The organism is Pantoea sp. MT58, from assembly GCF_014495885.1.
Classification (GTDB): Bacteria; Pseudomonadota; Gammaproteobacteria; order Enterobacterales; family Enterobacteriaceae; genus Pantoea; species Pantoea eucalypti.
On the sequence record NZ_CP061083.1, the window covers coordinates 1,212,624 to 1,226,166 of the forward strand.

19 protein-coding genes are annotated in these 13,543 nt (G+C 54.5%); all 19 read left to right on the forward strand.

Going from position 1 to position 13,543, the window contains the following annotated elements; all coding sequences use genetic code 11:
• Genes IAI47_RS05910 through IAI47_RS06000 form a run of 19 tightly spaced genes read left to right on the forward strand, consistent with a single transcriptional unit; the run spans position 1 to position 13,527 of the window.
• Positions 1-1,473, forward strand: a complete 1,473-nt coding sequence (locus IAI47_RS05910; RefSeq protein ID WP_187961222.1) for a DUF1073 domain-containing protein — start codon at positions 1-3, stop codon at positions 1,471-1,473.
• Positions 1,433-2,080: a phage minor head protein gene (locus tag IAI47_RS05915; protein WP_187961223.1), complete on the forward strand. Its 648-nt coding sequence runs from the start codon at positions 1,433-1,435 to the stop codon at positions 2,078-2,080. Before IAI47_RS05910 ends, IAI47_RS05915 begins: the two co-directional genes overlap by 41 nt.
• Positions 2,081-2,082: 2 nt before the next feature.
• A complete protein-coding gene (locus IAI47_RS05920; RefSeq protein WP_187961224.1) occupies positions 2,083-3,321 on the forward strand; it encodes a DUF2213 domain-containing protein in 1,239 nt (412 codons plus the stop codon).
• An 11-nt stretch (positions 3,322-3,332) separates the two neighbouring features.
• Complete coding sequence (locus IAI47_RS05925) at positions 3,333-3,827, forward strand: hypothetical protein (protein WP_187961225.1); 495 nt, start codon at positions 3,333-3,335, stop codon at positions 3,825-3,827.
• A gap of 14 nt (positions 3,828-3,841) precedes the next feature.
• On the forward strand, positions 3,842-4,780 hold the full coding sequence (locus tag IAI47_RS05930; RefSeq protein ID WP_187961226.1) for a DUF2184 domain-containing protein: 939 nt from the start codon (positions 3,842-3,844) through the stop codon (positions 4,778-4,780).
• Positions 4,781-4,816: 36 nt separating this feature from the next.
• Positions 4,817-5,197, forward strand: a complete 381-nt coding sequence (locus IAI47_RS05935; protein WP_187961227.1) for a hypothetical protein — start codon at positions 4,817-4,819, stop codon at positions 5,195-5,197.
• A complete protein-coding gene (locus tag IAI47_RS05940) occupies positions 5,163-5,567 on the forward strand; it encodes a DUF4054 domain-containing protein (protein WP_187961228.1) in 405 nt (134 codons plus the stop codon). Before IAI47_RS05935 ends, IAI47_RS05940 begins: the two co-directional genes overlap by 35 nt.
• Entirely contained in the window at positions 5,564-6,067 is a 504-nt protein-coding gene (locus IAI47_RS05945; protein WP_187513181.1) for a hypothetical protein, read from the forward strand. The genes IAI47_RS05940 and IAI47_RS05945 overlap by 4 nt, the downstream gene beginning before the upstream one ends.
• Positions 6,054-6,437: a head-tail adaptor gene (locus IAI47_RS05950; RefSeq protein WP_187513180.1), complete on the forward strand. Its 384-nt coding sequence runs from the start codon at positions 6,054-6,056 to the stop codon at positions 6,435-6,437. Before IAI47_RS05945 ends, IAI47_RS05950 begins: the two co-directional genes overlap by 14 nt.
• A complete protein-coding gene (locus tag IAI47_RS05955) occupies positions 6,415-6,975 on the forward strand; it encodes a hypothetical protein (RefSeq protein WP_370581729.1) in 561 nt (186 codons plus the stop codon). The genes IAI47_RS05950 and IAI47_RS05955 overlap by 23 nt, the downstream gene beginning before the upstream one ends.
• 3 nt (positions 6,976-6,978) lie before the next feature.
• Entirely contained in the window at positions 6,979-8,124 is a 1,146-nt protein-coding gene (locus IAI47_RS05960; RefSeq protein ID WP_187513179.1) for a DUF3383 family protein, read from the forward strand.
• Between the two features lie 10 nt (positions 8,125-8,134).
• On the forward strand, positions 8,135-8,575 hold the full coding sequence (locus IAI47_RS05965; RefSeq protein ID WP_187513178.1) for a DUF3277 family protein: 441 nt from the start codon (positions 8,135-8,137) through the stop codon (positions 8,573-8,575).
• 3 nt (positions 8,576-8,578) lie between these two features.
• Positions 8,579-9,004, forward strand: coding sequence for a phage tail assembly chaperone (locus IAI47_RS05970; protein ID WP_187961230.1), 426 nt, complete (start codon positions 8,579-8,581; stop codon positions 9,002-9,004).
• 35 nt (positions 9,005-9,039) lie between these two features.
• The gene (locus tag IAI47_RS05975; RefSeq protein WP_078805241.1) at positions 9,040-9,192 is read left to right on the forward strand and encodes an NTP pyrophosphohydrolase; all 153 of its coding nucleotides are present in this window, start codon (positions 9,040-9,042) and stop codon (positions 9,190-9,192) included.
• Positions 9,182-11,230 carry a transglycosylase SLT domain-containing protein gene (locus tag IAI47_RS05980; RefSeq protein ID WP_187961231.1) on the forward strand — a complete coding sequence of 683 codons (2,049 nt, stop codon included), beginning with the start codon at positions 9,182-9,184 and terminating at the stop codon, positions 11,228-11,230. The genes IAI47_RS05975 and IAI47_RS05980 overlap by 11 nt, the downstream gene beginning before the upstream one ends.
• Positions 11,230-11,802: a phage baseplate protein gene (locus IAI47_RS05985; RefSeq protein ID WP_187513175.1), complete on the forward strand. Its 573-nt coding sequence runs from the start codon at positions 11,230-11,232 to the stop codon at positions 11,800-11,802. The genes IAI47_RS05980 and IAI47_RS05985 overlap by 1 nt, the downstream gene beginning before the upstream one ends.
• 2 nt (positions 11,803-11,804) lie before the next feature.
• Entirely contained in the window at positions 11,805-12,107 is a 303-nt protein-coding gene (locus tag IAI47_RS05990; RefSeq protein ID WP_187513174.1) for a hypothetical protein, read from the forward strand.
• Between the two features lie 2 nt (positions 12,108-12,109).
• A complete protein-coding gene (locus tag IAI47_RS05995; protein ID WP_187513173.1) occupies positions 12,110-13,177 on the forward strand; it encodes a hypothetical protein in 1,068 nt (355 codons plus the stop codon).
• A complete protein-coding gene (locus tag IAI47_RS06000; protein WP_255527151.1) occupies positions 13,174-13,527 on the forward strand; it encodes a hypothetical protein in 354 nt (117 codons plus the stop codon). The genes IAI47_RS05995 and IAI47_RS06000 overlap by 4 nt, the downstream gene beginning before the upstream one ends.
• The last annotated feature ends 16 nt before the right edge of the window (positions 13,528-13,543 follow it).

Below are 13,543 nucleotides of genomic sequence, written 5' to 3' on the forward strand. Positions count from 1 at the left end.
ATGTCCGAAACAGAAAGCATGTCGCAGCCTGTACCAACGCGTGACAGCTATGAAAACTTCATTGCCCGGCTGGGCGTCAACGAGTCGAACCAGTCAGGCGCTGGCACCTACCGCAACAACTGGACATCACGCAACCGCCTTCTGATTGAACAGGCCTACCGCACGTCATGGCTGGTTGGCGCAGGCGTTGATGCTATTCCTGACGACATGACCCGCAAGGGCGTGACCATCACCTCCAAGCTCGAAGATGGCCGCAAGAAGCAGCTTGACCACGCATGGGATGAAATGGGCCTGTGGGAAGCAATCAACGACACGCTGAAGTGGGCGCGGCTCTATGGTGGCGCCGTGGGCGTCATCCTGATTGACGGTCAGAACTACTCAACGCCGCTTCGTGTCGAGGCTATCGCTAAAGACTCCTTCAAAGGCGTGATGGTGATGGACCGCTGGATGCTCAACGCCATGACAGAGCGCCGCGTGAGTGAGCTGGGGCCGGACTTCGGCATGCCAGAGTTCTACAAGGTGGTGACATCAGCTACCGGCATCCCGCCGTGGCGCATCCACCACTCCAGGCTGATTCGGTTTGACGGTATTCCGCTGCCGTATCAGCAGCGCCTGACAGAAAACGACTGGGGTATGTCGGTGATTGAACGTTGCTTTGATCGCCTACTGGCGTTCGACTCCACGACAACCGGCGTTGCTCAGCTGGTCTACAAAGCTCACCTGCGCACTTACAGCATCGAAGGGCTGCGTAAGCTGCTGGCGATGGGTAAAGACAGCCCGATGTTTAAGGGGCTGATGTCGCACATGGACATGATCCGCGAATACCAGAGCAATGAAGGTATGACCATCATGGATGCCGCCGACAAGTTCGAGGCGCACACCTATTCCTATGCCGGCCTCAGCGATGTGCTGGCACAGTTTGGGCAGCAGGTATCAGGCGCGTTCGGCATCCCGCTGGTGCGCCTGTTTGGTCAGTCTCCTGCCGGGTTTTCTACCGGTGACACTGACCTCGCTAACTACTACGACAACGTGTCTACCCAGCAGGAGCGCAAGTTACGCCGCCCCATCCGCAAGTTGTTTCAGGTGCTGCATATGAGCCTGTTCGCAACACCTCTGCCTGATGACTTCACTTTCGAGTTTAACGAGCTGTGGCAGACACCAGACAGTGAGCGTGCCGACACCGCAACGAAGGTTGTGGCCGCAACGGTTCAGGCTGTTGACGCTGGCCTGATGACAGAGAAAGCCGGTGCAATGCATCTGCAGGAAACAGCGCGAGTAACCGGCCTCGGGTCAACCATCAGCGACGAGGATATTGATAATGCCAGTGACCTCCCGCCGCCGAGCGAGAAAGACCTCGATAACGTCGAAGCCACCGAACCTGAAGCGCGCCGAGAGGCAACTGGGAACACAGCTACGACAGATAGCGCAGGCAGTGGGCGCGATAGTCGAGGGTTCTTACGATGGTTCAAATGACAGCGTCACTGACATCATGGACAGGCTGGAGCGTTACGCCGACCTGATTGAGCCATGGGCTGAGGCGGTATCAAATCGCCTTATCAGCACGCTGGAGATTGCCGACGATGCGATGTGGCGTGAGCGCTCCTATCAAATCTCTGCCGGTCTGCGTGACCTGATGTCTGGCAGTCAGGGGATGGTCACCCGCAGCATCATTCAGGAACAGGTGAAGCTGTTCAAGTCCCTCCCGCTGGAAGCCGCCGACCGGGTTTACGACATTCACAATCAGGCGATTGAGGCTGTTGTGTTCGGTAAGCGATCCGGTGATCTGAAGAAAGAAATCATGCGCACCGGTCAAGTCACTGAGTCGCGTGCGCGCACTATCGCCCGTACTGAGGTTGGTCGCGCATCCACCGCTATCACCCAGGCTCGTTCAACTGCTATTGGCTCGCGTGGCTACATCTGGCGCACAGCTGACGATAGCGACGTGCGGCATTCTCACAAACAAATGGAAGGCCAGTATGTCGACTGGACAACCCCGCCGACGCTCGATGGCATGACGGGTCACGCCGGTCAGTTCCCTAACTGCCGCTGCTACTGCGAAGTCGTCGTTCCCGAGGATTAACGATGCAATATTTCTACACAACCCGCCTCGGCAACACTCGATTTGAGATGGCCGATGGCTCACTGCTTTGCAAAGACGTCCCGATCGCCCGTATCGGCGCGCAGGTATACGACGAAAGCGAACTGCCCGGCATCGTTGGCGATGAGGATGGTGAGATTGTCGTAACGCGTGACGCTGACGAAGTATTCCGGCCTGAAACACTTGCATCATTCGAAGGCATGGCCTTCACGCTGGGCCACCCGAAAGACATGGTCAATCCGGGCAACTGGAAAGAGCACGCGCATGGACATATCCAGAACGTCCGGCGCGGCACTGGTGACCAGTCAGATTTAATGCTGGGTGACATCCACATCAAAACTGCTGAAGGCATTCAGAAGGTGATGGATGGTCAGGACCAGATATCAATGGGCTATGATGCTGAATATGAGCAGCAGGCACCCGGTCAGGCCCGGCAACACACAATTATCGGTAACCACTGTGCGAGCGTACCCAATGGTCGTGCAGGCATTCGCTGTTCAATTGGAGATAGCACATTCATGACTACCAAAAATCAGGGCTGGTTTAGCCAGCTGAAACGGGCCATTAAAACCAAGGATGCCGATAGCCTGGCTGATTTGGTGGACAATGCGCCATCAGAACTGGTCGAGCCAAGCCTTGATCTGGCGCGGGCAGTAAACATCACTATCAATCCGGCGCAGCCACTGCCACAAGGGCGTGAGCTTGGCGGTCTAACTACCGATGAAGAAGGTGAAGGTGGCGGCGCTATGAGCATTGGCGAGCTGGAGAAGAAGGTTGATGCTCTGTCGTTGCTGGTTCAGCAGCTGGTTAATCCAGCCTCGACATCTACCACTGACTCAGATCCGGACGAAGAGGAAGAGAAGAAGAAGGCCACCACTGACGCTTCATACCATCAGGGTGTCGTGGCTCGCGCTGAACTGATCATGCCGGGCGTGAAGCTGCCGGAAGGCGGTAAGTTGGCGGCCTTTAAGCGTTCCACCATGGACGCGGCATTTAAGACACCTGAAGGTCAGTCGCTGCTGGTTCCTCTGGTTGGTGCTACACCGGACTTCAGCAAGATGCCAAAAGCCACGCTGGATGCCGTGTTCGTGTCTGCGAGTGAAATCGCTAAATCACGCAACGCTGCGCCGGTCACCACCTCTCGCGCTGCTTTCTACGATTCATCCAACAAAAACTCACCGGCTGCTCTCAACAAAGCCTTCGCCGCTCACTGGAATAAATAAGGGATAAACCCATGGTTGCATATTTGTACCGGATGCCTGTAGGCATCACCGGGGCTATTTCACGCCCTCAGGATCTGACCACCGAGCCGGTGATTCTGGACTCGACCAATACATTCAGCGCTTACGGTCTGGTGGGTAAGGACAGCGCAGATGGCAAGTTCATCCCGTTAGCTGCTTCCGACGCCGCCACCGTGATTACTGGCCTGTACGTTCGCCCATACCCAACCATCTCGACGCCTGACATGGTGCGTCAGGTTGGCACCGGTAAGAACTTCACCGGCGACGTGATGAAGCGCGGCTATATGACCGTGAACATCGGCAGCACCGCAGTTGGACTGGTTAAGGGTGGCGCGGTCTATGTGCGCAATGCCAATCCGACCGACGCGAGCCCGCTGGGCGCAATTCTTGGCGCAGCAGTCACCGGCGAAACTGTCGTGCTGCCTAACGCCTCCTTCACCGGTGCAGGCGATGCTGCTGGCAACGCTGAAGTCGCTTACAACATCTAAGGGAACCGCTAAATATGTTTACTTTTGACCAAGCCACCGTTGACGGTTCTGGCGCTTTCCTGGTTGGCGAACTTGAGCGCCTCGATCAGAACCTGAACATGCCGTTGGTGGGATACACCTGGTCGCGCGATATTGAGCTGCGCGAAGATGTGTCTATCGCTGATGACATCAGTTCTTTCACCAACTCACAGTTTGCAGCGGCGGGCACACCTAACCCGGCTGGTAAAAACTGGATCGGCAAAGACTCCACTGCAATCGCAGGCGTTAACGTCGACATCTCTAAAACTGGCTTCCCGCTGACCCTGTGGGGCATGGAGCTGGGCTGGACCGTTGTTGAACTGGCTGCCGCCGCTAAAGTTGGCCGCCCGCTGGACACTCAGAAGTTCGACGGCATGCAGCTGAAGTGGAACATGGACACCGATGAACAGGTGTATCGCGGTGACAGTCAGCTGGGCGTTAAAGGCCTGACTAACTACACCGGTGCTGCGGTGACCAACGCGCCGAAAACGTGGGCAACGTCTACTGCCGATGAAATCCGCACCTCGATCAACCTGCTGCTGTCGAATGCATGGGCTGCCACCGGCTACACGATCGTGCCGCGTGACCTGCTGCTTCCGCCTGAGCAGTTCGCTCTGCTGTCGAGCGTCATCGTCTCATCTGCCGGTAACCAGTCACTGCTGACCTACCTGCAGAACAACACCATCGCATTCCATCAGAACGGCACACCACTGAATATCCGCGCCGTGAAGTGGCTGAAAGGCGCTGGCGTTGGTGGCACTGACCGCATGATGGCTTACACCAACGATAAGAAGTTCGTGCGCTTCCCGATGGTTCCGCTGCAGAACATCCCGGTTCAGTATCGCGGCATTTACCAGTTGACCACGTACTACGGCAAGCTGGGCGCTGTTGAATCTCCGTATCCGGAAACCATCGCGTATATGGATGGCATCTAACCTATCCGCCCCGAAAGGGGCATTAAGGAGAATGTAATGGCTAAGAAGACCATTCGTGTGCATACCCCGTTTAAGCTCAACAGCGAAGATGGTACGGCGCAGGAGTTCAGCGTTGGTGAGCACACTGTAGATGACAAGGTTGCCGATCACTGGTTTGTCGCCGCGCATGCCGAAATCACTGGCAAAACCAAAGTGCCGGCAGACACCAAGGAGTTTCAGGCGCAGATCGACAGCCTGACCGCGCAACTGGAAGGCAAAGATAAGTCCATCGGTGACCTGCAGTTATCAGTAACCGAGAAAGACGAAATCATTGCTGACCTGACCGCGCAACTGGCAGCACTGCAGCAGCCTGTGATTGATCCGGAGCCGGAAGGTAACGACGATGGCAAGAAACAAAAACCTGCCGACAGTAAGTGATTTCCGCCGCGACTTCCCGCAGTTCTCTGACACCACCAAATACCCCGACGCAGTAATCCAGTTCCGTCTCAATCTCGCTGACATGCTCATTGATGGCTCTGCTATGGGGGATATGTTCCCCTACTTAGTAGAGCTGTTTGTGGCGCATTACATGGTGCTGAACGCAGCTGATACTGCTGCCGGGGTGCTGGGTGGTGCCGGAGGCGCTACCAGTGGCGTAGTCACCTCCAAGTCAGTGGACAAGGTCAGTGTGAGCTATGACAACAGCTCGACTTTAAACGCTGATGCGGGATTCTGGAACTTCTCACGCTACGGGGCCGAGTTCTGGCAGATGCTTCAGTACTTCGGGTATGGCGGTATTCAGTTATGAAATCAGGCCTTACGGTTCGTGCTGACAAAGCGCAAAGCATTCTGGACGCCCTTAAAACCCTCGCGAACAAGGATGTTCTGGTGGGCATCCCTGAGAGCAAGGATGAGCGTCAGGGTGAGACTGAAGGTGAGTTTGGTAATGCTGGTATCGGGTATATCAATGAAAATGGATCGCCCAAGCAAAACATTCCGGCTCGCCCGCACTTAAAGCCCGGCGTCCGGTCGGTGGAGCAGGATTACCTGCCTCACCTGAAAGCCGCTGCTCAGAAGGCGCTGGAAGGTAATGCAGAGGGTGCGGTTACATCACTCGATCGCGCCGGGACAGTGGCTGCTAACGGGGTGAAGCGTTACATCACCATTACCGGGTTCACTCCCCTGGCAGATGCCACGATTGCAAATCGTCTCCGTCGCGGGCGTACCGGTAATAAGCCTCTAATCGACACAGGCGAGTATCGCCGCTCAATCACGCACATTGTGAGGGATAAAGATGCCGACTCTTGATGTAACTGACGTGCTGCTCTCGCCTGAATTCCTCGACACATCCCTCACCGTTAAACGAAATGTCCAGACCGTCGATGATGATGGATTCCCCACCAACATCGCCACTGTGACGCCGTTTGGCGGCGTGGTGACAGTTGACCGCTCACTGGAAGCCAAGCGCATGCAGGCCGGCCAGGTGATTAACGGCGCAATCCTGATTGTGACTGTTTTCCGCCTGACCAGTGGCAACACCGGTATCGATGCCGACATTGTCACCTACCGTGGGCGTGAGTATCGCGTCACTTTCGTAGACCCTTACACGGCTTACGGCGCTGGCTTCGTTCAGGCTCACTGTGAGCTTCAGCCATTTGACGGAGGCGCAGGTGAGTAAAGACAGCACATCTCCCGGCTATCTGACACCCGTCAGTGCGTCACAGGCCTACGATGAGGCGCTGGAGCGCGAGCTGAGTCAGTGGGCCAGAGCATTATCAGGATTACCGGCTGGCATGGTGAGACCGCGCTGGACGGCTACACAGGCCGCTCTTCCTTCGGCTGACACCAACTGGTGTGGTTTCGGCATCATCGGTTTTACGGCTGATAACGCGCCGGCTTTCGTTCGGCAGACTGATGATGGCAGCCAGCTCTGGCGTCACGAGGTGATTGAAACACTCGCATCCTTTTATGGTCCGCAAAGCCAGTCCATAGCAACACTGTTTCGTGACGGCCTGACAGTCGAGCAGAACAACGAAACTCTCAAGCAAAACGAGCTGTCACTTGCTGATTACAGTGAACTGAAAGCCTTCCCTGAACTCATCAACAACCAATGGGTGCGCAGGTACGACATCACTGTGCACCTGCGCCGCAAGGTAATCCGCGACTACGGCATTAAATCACTGGTCGAAGCGCCAGTATCATTCTTTGGAGATTAATCTATGGCACAGGGCTTACCTGTATCCAACGTTGTGAACGTTGATGTGATCATGTCGCCCACTGCGGCGACGGGTCGTAATTTCGGCTCGCTGCTGATTCTCGGCACATCGACTGTAATCCCTGTGTCAGAACGCATACGGCTCTACACCAGCTCAGAGGATATCGGTGTTGATTTTGGCGAAGACAGCACGGAGTACGAAGCGGCGCTGATTTACTTCTCACAGTCACCGCGACCGTCTCAGGTCTACGTCGGCCGCTGGGCCAAGACTCTGGCAACTGGCGAAACTGGCAGCGTTGAAACACTGGCTCAGGCAATCAGCGCAGTGCTGCAGTTCACCAACTGGTATGGGCTGGGTATTGCAGATGAAGATGAGTTGACCCCTGCAGAGATTACGGCCACTGCAGCAGCAATTCAGGCATCCAGTCTTAGCCGCGTATTTGCTGTCACCTCTTCCGATTCTGGCATCATCGACTCAGCTTCCACTTCAGATGTGGCCTCAACCCTTAAGGCTGCCGGTTACAGCCGCACATTCGTTCAGTACTCGACCAAGAGCAAATATGCAGCGCTGTCGGCGTTTGGTCGTGCATTCACTGTTAACTTCACCGGCAACAACACGACGATCACCCTCAAGTTTAAAACTGAGCCGGGCGTGACGTATGAAACCCTGACCAGCTCTCAGGCGGCCGCAGTTGATGCGAAGAATGCCAACGTCTACGTGTACTACGCGAACGACACAGCAATCCTGCAGCAGGGCGTAATGTCTAACGGTGACTTCTTCGACGAGCGCCACGGGCTGGACTGGCTGCAGAACTACGTGCAGACCAACCTGTTTAACCTGCTATACACCTCGACCAGCAAAATCCCGCAGACCGAAGCCGGTATCACACGCCTCCTGACTAACGTTGAGATGTCTCTGGACCAGGCTGTTTCGAATGGGCTGGTCGCGCCTGGCGTGTGGAATGGCGGCGACATCGGCCAGATAACCTCAGGTGACACGCTGACCAAGGGCTATTACGTGTACGCGCAGCCGCTGTCATCGCAGGCCCAATCTGACCGTGAGAAACGCCGCGCGCCGCTGATTCAGGCTGCTATCAAACTGGCCGGCGCAGTTCACTACGCCGATGTTCAGATCAACGTTGTTCGCTAAGGGGATATAGATGAGTACCTACAGCTTTATGGACATTACGGCGTCCATGACCGGCCCGACCGGCTCAATTGACCTTGGCTACGGCTCTGCGAACGCCGAAGAAGGCATCACGGTAACGATGACCGAGGCTAAAAACACCATGACGATTGGTGCTGATGGCGAAACGATGCACAGCCTGCATGCTGGCAAGAGTGGCACCGTAACCATCAATCTTCAGAAAACCTCGCCGGTAAATAAAAAGCTTTCCCTGATGTACAACGCGCAAAGCCAGTCTTCTGCATTGTGGGGGAACAACGTATTCCTGCTGAGAAATAAAGCTTCAGGTGACATCGTTACCGTTCGCTCAGCGGCTTTCCAGAAGCAGCCTGACTGGAATAACCCAAAGGTTGCCGGAATGGTCGCATGGGTGTTTGACGGCGGCAAAATCGACGAAGTGCTCGGGGAGTTTTAATCGATGGAATTTGAAATCAAAGGCGTTAACTACCGCGCATCAAAGCTCAGCGTTTTCGACCAACTGAAAGTATCACGCAAGTTGCTCCCGGTTCTGGCCGGGATGCTTGGCGACTTTCAGGGCATCAAGGCTGCCGCGCAGGGTGGCGATGTAAATAAAGCCCTTGAAAGCGCGCTGCCGAAGATTGCGGACTCGCTGGCAGAAATGAGTGAGGAAGATACGAATGCGATCATATTCCCCTGCCTGACCGTGGTCGCGCGGCAGAACGGCAAGGTTTGGGCACCGGTAATGGTTCAGGGCGCGCTGATGTTCGATGACATCGACCTTATGAGCATGCTGCAGATCGTCGGTCGGGTGGTGGGCGACAGCCTGGGAAATTTTTTGCCCGCAGCCCCCGGCAAAGAGATTGCGGACAACTCAGCGGCCTGACGATTGAATCCCTGCCTGATGGTGAAGACTTTCTGATGCGCCCGGTTGATGCCGGGTACATCAGCTACACCGCGCTTAAAGACGGCTCAGTAGACCTCGCAGACGTTGCCCGCATGAATGACTGGCTAGACCTGAAGGCAGATAACAACAACCGCATTGAGCGCTGGAGGCAGGATAATGAACGCTGAGACTATCAAGGATTTTCTGGTAAGCCTCGGCTTTCAGATTGACGATGCTGGCGCACGCAAGTTTGACTCGGTGGTGCTGGGTACAACTCTGCAGGTGGTCAAGCTCGGCGCGGTAGTGGAAGCTACCGCCCTCTCAGTGGTGGCCTTCACAGCTAAAATCGCCAGTGGACTTGATAACCTTTACTGGATGTCTCAGCGTACCGGAGCAACGGTGGCGGGCATCCAGCAGATTGGCTATGCCGTGTCACAGCTTGGGGGCACCGTTGACGGCGCGCGATCTTCGCTGGAAGGACTTGCGCACTTCGTGCGTAACAATCCTGGCGCCGAAGGATTCCTGAATCGCCTAGGGGTTCAGACTCGCGATGCGAAAGGCAATATGCGCGACATGGCCAGCGTCTTTACGGGCGTCGGTCAGCGCCTGAGCCAGATGCCTTACTACCGCGCAAACCAATATGCGCAGATGCTCGGCATTGATGAAAACACCCTGATGGCGATGCGTCGGGGCGTGGGCCAATTCAGTGCGCAGTTCACGCAGATGGCGAAAGCGATTGGCTACAATGCTGACGCGGCTGCCGTTAGCTCAAACAGATTTATGACATCGCTACGCGCCTTCGGGCAAATGGCGGGCATGGCGCGCGATAAAATCGGTTCGAGTCTGGCTGAAGGTCTGTCGGGTTCAATCGACACTCTGCGTAAACAGATTGTTGATAACTTCCCGAAGATAGAGCAGACGATCATCAGTGGTGTGAAAGGTCTGTTATGGCTGGCTGAGACGATCGGCAGAGTTGTTTACCGATTAATTCAGGCTGGTGCTGACATCATGTCGTGGTGGTCATCGCTGGACAAGTCTACTCAGCGGCTTATTGAGATTTTTGGCGGGCTGGTAATAGCCTGGCGAATATTAAACAGCGCTTTCCTGATGTCGCCGATTGGCATCATTACCGCGCTTGGTCTCGCCATTCTCGCGCTATATGACGACTACAAAACGTGGAGGGAAGGCGGCAAGTCACTCATCGACTGGAGCAAGTGGGAGCCGCAGATTAAAGGTGCCATTAAAGGCATCGATAACCTTAAAGATGCCGTCATGCGGCTGCTTGGAATTGATCCGCAAACATGGACATCTAAGTGGGACATGAGCAACCTCATGGACAATCTTGGTGAGCTGTCAAAAATGCTGGATGGCATCGCAAGGCTGCTTAACGCTATTAAGGATGGGCGCTGGAAAGATGCCTATTCAATTGGTCGCGAGCTTGTAAATCAAGGAAAAGATAATCCTGACGCTTTGCCCGCTGTTACTTCCAGCGCAGACAGTGCTGCAGAATATATCAAAAGCAAAACTGGTTTTGACCCGCGCAGTGTTGGCCTGGCTCTGAAGAGATGGCTGACTGACAGTGAACCCCAGCCGATGCCAGCTGAAGAGCCCGGACCTGAAAAAATCTATCCGGTAGATGGTCCGATTTCACAATATGGTCAGTCTGTACGGAGGCCACAGGCAAGCAGAGATGGTGCCGCGTTGCTGGGCTGGATGAAGCCTGCAATGGACAGGCTGGAGCAGCTTTATCGACTCCCGGAGGGGCTGCTCAAAAGCGTTGCTATAGCCGAGTCTTCCGGCAATCCAAATGCATTATCTGGCGCTGGTGCTCAGGGCTTGTTCCAGATAATGCCGGGAACGGGGCGCGATCTGGGGTTGCGCGGCAATGACGCTTTCGACCCAATGAAGGCGGCGGCAGCGGCGGCAAAATATCTCAGCCAGTTGCTTAAAGCCAACAACGGCGATTTATCGAAAGCCCTTGCTTCCTACAACTGGGGGCTGGGTAACGTGCAAAAGCATGGTATGGCTTTGATGCCTCAGGAAACTCGAAATTATGTTCCCCGGGTGCTTAGCAATATGCCTAATGCAGGCGCGAGTATCACGCAGGAAACGAACATCCACATCCACGGCGTTAGCGACCCTGAACGTGCTGGCATGAGCGTTGCAGATCGCCAGATGGGTGTGAACTCTCGTTTAACTCAGCAGCTCACTCCGGCGGTCAGATAATGGATATTCTCTCTACGCTGTTTTCACAGCAAAGCAGGAAGATAGGCCTGATCATCCCGGATGTGGTTATCTCTGAAAAGCACAGTGATGTGCTTGAAATCACAGAGCATCCCACCGAGGATGGTGCGCCAGTTGCTGACCATGCGTACAAGCGGCCAGCAGAGCTGACAATGGAGGTCGGCTTTTCAGGTGGTGGTTCGCTGCTTGATTTTGCGAGTTCGCTCACCGGTACGAGTTTGCTGGGGCTAAGCCCAAAAGAAACCTATCAGAACCTTCTCGACCTGCAGGCCAGTCGCGTTCCATTCGACGTGGTTACTGGCAAGCGCATCTACAGCAACATGCTGATACGCGTGCTTGATGTCACCACGGACCGGACGTCTGAAAATGTACTGATGGCTTCCCTGACCCTCAAAGAGGTCATCATCTCGCAGACGCAGACTATTAGCGCGGCGAACAAAGCCGACATGACGGATGGAGTGAGCACCTCACCAGTGCAGAACACCGGCACCAAGTCAGTGAAGAGCGCCAATGAGTCCGTGCTTTCTAAGCTCTCAAGTTACTTTTCGGGGTAGATATGCAGGGATATGAAATCCCGCTATCACCGGATAATCAGGCATTCAATATCCAGCTGAATAACACCACCTATCAACTACAGGTAGAGTGGCGCGATTTCGGGTGGGTGCTTGATTTGAAGGATAGCGGTGGTAATGAAATCGTAAGTGGGATACCGATGGTTACGGGGGGAAACCTGTTATCGCAGTGGGCCTATCTTAATCTGGGATTTGCGCTTGAAGTGGCCTGTGATGATGCTTCACAGGATTATCCAACCAAAACTGACCTCGGCATCCGCAGTCACCTTTACGTCATAACGGAGTGAGCATGAGCCAGAACTGGATGCGCCACTTTGAGCTGCTCCTTGTTGACGAGTCTGGCGCGGGCATCAGCCTCTCAGATTTCAAAGTCGTATTTAACATCGAGTGGACGAACGCGCTTTGGCCCCGCGTTGCGACTGTTAAAATCTATAACCTGAAAAAGGATACTCTCAGCCGGATACAGGGAAAGGAGTTTTCACGGCTGAAAATGATCGCCGGGTATGACGGACTGGCTGAGCCGGTGGATGCCAGTCAGGTTGGTATCGCACGTAATGTTGATGCTACACAGGTCGGCCAGACTGATGGGCAGAACTTCGGGCAGATATTCGATGGTGAAATTCGCTTTACGATAACCGGGCGCGATAACCCAACCGACACGTATATCCTGATTCAGGCCATTGATGGTCATCAGGCGTTTGTTGCCGCGAAGGTCAACACCACGCTAGCAGCCGGTTACACAGTGGCAGATTTGCATGCAGCCACAATGCAGAGCTTCCAGCCTTTCGGTATCACCCAAGGCATCACATCTCAGATGCCGGATACCGTATTCCCCCGCGGACGCGTAATGTATGGCATGGCGCGCGACGTGATGAGCAATGTGGCTGACCAGTGCAATGCAAACTGGCAGATTGTGGATAGTCAGGCGCAGATGGTCAGCACTGATAAGTACATTCATGAGGCGATCGTGCTAAACAGCCTTACCGGGCTCATCGGCATGCCACAGCAGACAATGGGCGCTGGCGTCAATGTGCGATGCCTTATTAATCCCAATATCCGGGTGAGTGGCCTGATAGAGTTGGACCAGGCTTCTGTGTACCGCTCAGCGCTATCCAGTGACGAAGTGCAGCGGTCGGGTGGTCGCATATTTGAGACCGAAAATAACGGGAATCTGAACGTTAATGGGACACTGCAACAGCCCGCAAGTATTGCGACCGATGGCGTGTATATCGTGCAATCCATCAGTTATACTGGTGACACACGCGGACAAGCCTGGTATATGGATTTGATGTGCAGCGCCAGAGGTTCCGCAGACCTTCAGACAACATCGGCCTTAAACAGGAGTGCTGATGCATGAAAATGAAAATTCTAATGGTCGCACTGTCACTATTGAGTGCGGGTGCATTAGCAAATGATATAGCTAAGCCTCTAATGCAATGCGGGCCATTTACACTGTCATCAAGTAATGATGGCTTCATGCATGTAAATAACATCCGACCGGTCAGTCAGAAGTTTAGGTTCACCAATGTCGCTGATGATTATAAGAACATCACGTATCAATGGATGGTGCCTCGCACAGACTATCCCGGCTACTATGGCATGGATTTCATTAAGCGTAATGGCAAAGCCATTCTGAATGTTGAAGCCATCCGAGCCAACATGGATGAGCCACGAATGTTCGGAACGTATGACTGCAAGAAAATTTAAGTAAGACGCAATTTTA

What these genes read in the sequence shown, in the direction of transcription:
- IAI47_RS05910 (WP_187961222.1), top strand. Translation starts at nt 1, where the DNA reads ATGTCCGAAACAGAAAGCATGTCGCAGCCTGTACCAACGCGTGACAGC.
- IAI47_RS05920 (WP_187961224.1), top strand. Translation starts at nt 2,083, where the DNA reads ATGCAATATTTCTACACAACCCGCCTCGGCAACACTCGATTTGAGATG.
- IAI47_RS05925 (WP_187961225.1), top strand. Translation starts at nt 3,333, where the DNA reads ATGGTTGCATATTTGTACCGGATGCCTGTAGGCATCACCGGGGCTATT.
- IAI47_RS05930 (WP_187961226.1), top strand. Translation starts at nt 3,842, where the DNA reads ATGTTTACTTTTGACCAAGCCACCGTTGACGGTTCTGGCGCTTTCCTG.
- IAI47_RS05935 (WP_187961227.1), top strand. Translation starts at nt 4,817, where the DNA reads ATGGCTAAGAAGACCATTCGTGTGCATACCCCGTTTAAGCTCAACAGC.
- IAI47_RS05940 (WP_187961228.1), top strand. Translation starts at nt 5,163, where the DNA reads ATGGCAAGAAACAAAAACCTGCCGACAGTAAGTGATTTCCGCCGCGAC.
- IAI47_RS05945 (WP_187513181.1), top strand. Translation starts at nt 5,564, where the DNA reads ATGAAATCAGGCCTTACGGTTCGTGCTGACAAAGCGCAAAGCATTCTG.
- IAI47_RS05950 (WP_187513180.1), top strand. Translation starts at nt 6,054, where the DNA reads ATGCCGACTCTTGATGTAACTGACGTGCTGCTCTCGCCTGAATTCCTC.
- IAI47_RS05960 (WP_187513179.1), top strand. Translation starts at nt 6,979, where the DNA reads ATGGCACAGGGCTTACCTGTATCCAACGTTGTGAACGTTGATGTGATC.
- IAI47_RS05965 (WP_187513178.1), top strand. Translation starts at nt 8,135, where the DNA reads ATGAGTACCTACAGCTTTATGGACATTACGGCGTCCATGACCGGCCCG.
- IAI47_RS05970 (WP_187961230.1), top strand. Translation starts at nt 8,579, where the DNA reads ATGGAATTTGAAATCAAAGGCGTTAACTACCGCGCATCAAAGCTCAGC.
- IAI47_RS05975 (WP_078805241.1), top strand. Translation starts at nt 9,040, where the DNA reads ATGCGCCCGGTTGATGCCGGGTACATCAGCTACACCGCGCTTAAAGAC.
- IAI47_RS05980 (WP_187961231.1), top strand. Translation starts at nt 9,182, where the DNA reads ATGAACGCTGAGACTATCAAGGATTTTCTGGTAAGCCTCGGCTTTCAG.
- IAI47_RS05985 (WP_187513175.1), top strand. Translation starts at nt 11,230, where the DNA reads ATGGATATTCTCTCTACGCTGTTTTCACAGCAAAGCAGGAAGATAGGC.
- IAI47_RS05990 (WP_187513174.1), top strand. Translation starts at nt 11,805, where the DNA reads ATGCAGGGATATGAAATCCCGCTATCACCGGATAATCAGGCATTCAAT.
- IAI47_RS05995 (WP_187513173.1), top strand. Translation starts at nt 12,110, where the DNA reads ATGAGCCAGAACTGGATGCGCCACTTTGAGCTGCTCCTTGTTGACGAG.
- IAI47_RS06000 (WP_255527151.1), top strand. Translation starts at nt 13,174, where the DNA reads ATGAAAATGAAAATTCTAATGGTCGCACTGTCACTATTGAGTGCGGGT.